2 protein-coding genes are annotated in these 2,125 nt (G+C 60.9%); both read right to left on the bottom strand.

Going from position 1 to position 2,125, the window contains the following annotated elements; all coding sequences use genetic code 11:
• A partial coding sequence (locus tag A2I95_RS33220; RefSeq protein WP_291736688.1) for a proton-conducting transporter membrane subunit occupies nt 1-505 on the bottom strand: 505 nt, incomplete at its 3' end.
• Nucleotides 505-2,125, bottom strand: a 1,621-nt coding sequence (gene nuoL, locus A2I95_RS33215) for an NADH-quinone oxidoreductase subunit L (protein ID WP_291736686.1), incomplete at its 5' end; no start/stop codon positions are given. The genes nuoL and A2I95_RS33220, both read right to left, overlap by 1 nt.

The raw sequence follows: 2,125 nt of genomic DNA, 5'->3' as shown, positions 1-2,125 counted from the left end.
AGAGGAAGAACTTGAAGGAGGCGTAGATCCGCTCCTTGCCGCCCCAGATGCCGATGATCAGGAACATCGGAATGAGGCCCGCCTCGAAGAAAAGGTAGAACAGCACCAGGTCCAGCGCCATGAAGACGCCCAGCATCAGGGTCTCCAAGAGCAGGAAGGCGATCATGTATTCCTTCACCCGGTCGGTGACGCTCCAGCTGGCCAGGATGGTCAGCGGCATGATGAAGGTGGTCAGCATCACAAACAGCACCGAGATGCCGTCAACGCCCATCTTGTACTTCAGCCCGAAGATCCAGGCCCGGTCCTCGACGAACTGGAAGCCGGTGTTGGCGGGGTCGAACTCAAAATAAATGCCGAGGCTCACCAGGAAAGTGATTGTGGTGGCAAAGAGCGCAACAAACTTGGCGTTGCGCTGCGCCGCCTTATCCTCGCCGCGCAGGAACAGGGCCAGGATGGCCGCCGCAAGCGCCGGGATGAAGGTGACAATAGAAAGGAGATTGTCCATCAGTGCGCTCCTCCGCCGATCGACATCCAGGTAACCAGGGCGGCAATGCCCAGCACCATCCAGAAGGCATAAGTGAAGATATAACCGGACTGCGCGCGGCCCGCGAGACGGGTGAAGAAGGGCACAACGCCCATAGCCAGGCCATTGAGGAAGCCATCAATGGTGCCCCCGTCGCCGCGCTTCCAGAAGAAGCGGCCGATGGCCAGGGCGGGTTTCACGAAGATCACATTGTAGACTTCGTCAAAGTACCACTTATTCAGAAGGAACAGGTACAGCGGACGCTGCTGCTGTGCCAGACGGTTGGGCAAAGACGGGTTCCAGATGTAGAACCACAGTGCCAGCACCAGTCCGCCCAGCATCGCCACAAATGGAGACAGCTTCACCCAGACCGGCGCCGCATGGGCATCTTCCAAGATGTGATTGTCCTTGCCGATATAGATGCCGCCCTCGCCCGGCTTGCCGGCAAACACATAGTGATGCTCACCTTCAGCAGCTGCTTCGCCGTGGTCCGCTTCCTCGCCGTGACCCTCGGTCTCGCCATGCGCGTCCGCCGCGGCCTCAGCCATCGGGATGCCATAGAACTTGCCGACCTGATCGGCGTGGCCGAAGAAGCTGCCGTACCAGATCATGCCTGCGGTAATTGACCCCACCGCCAGCACGCCCAGCGGCACCAGCATGGTCCAGGGGCTTTCATGGGCGTGGTCGTGGGTATGCTTGTCGCCGCGCGCCTCGCTGTAAAAGGTCATGAACATCAAGCGCCAGGAGTAGAAGGAGGTCATGAAGGCCGCGATCACCAGCGCCCAGAAGCCGAACATCGAGCCGCCCGCATAGGCGCTTTCGATGATGGCGTCCTTGGAGACGAAACCGGCGAAGCCGATCCAGCCGCTCAGCGGGATGCCGACGCCGGTGATGGCCAGGGTACCGATCATCATCGCCCAGAAGGTATAGGGGATCTTTTTGCGCAGGGCGCCGTAGTTCCGCATATCCTGCTCGTGGTGCATCGCGTGGATCACGGAACCGGCGCCCAGGAACAGCATCGCCTTGAAGAAGGCGTGGGTGAACAGGTGGAACATCGCGGCGGAATACATGCCGACGCCGGCGGCCACGAACATGTAGCCCAGCTGCGAACAGGTCGAATAGGCGATCACGCGCTTGATGTCGTTCTGGACCAGGCCCACGGTGGCGGCAAAGAAGGCAGTGGCCGCACCGATCACGGTGATGAAGGCGGTTGCCTCAGGCGCGAATTCCATCAGCGGCGACATGCGGCAGACCAGGAACACGCCCGCGGTTACCATGGTTGCCGCATGGATCAGCGCCGACACCGGGGTCGGGCCTTCCATCGCGTCCGGCAGCCAGGTGTGCAGGATCAGCTGTGCGGATTTGCCCATCGCGCCGACAAACAGCAGGAAGGCAATCAGATTGGCCGCGTTCCACTCGGCCCACAGGAAGGAGACCTGGGTTTCTGCCAGTGTCGGGGCGGCTGCAAAGATGTCCGCCAGATTGATGCTGTCGGTCAGGAAGAACAGGCCGAAGATCCCCAGCGCAAAGCCGAAGTCACCGACGCGGTTGACGATAAAGGCTTTGATCGCCGCCGCATTGGCCGAAGGCTTGCGGTAGTAG

This window comes from Leisingera sp. F5 (assembly GCF_001593695.1).
This window is presented reverse-complemented; position numbering and strand designations above follow the sequence as displayed.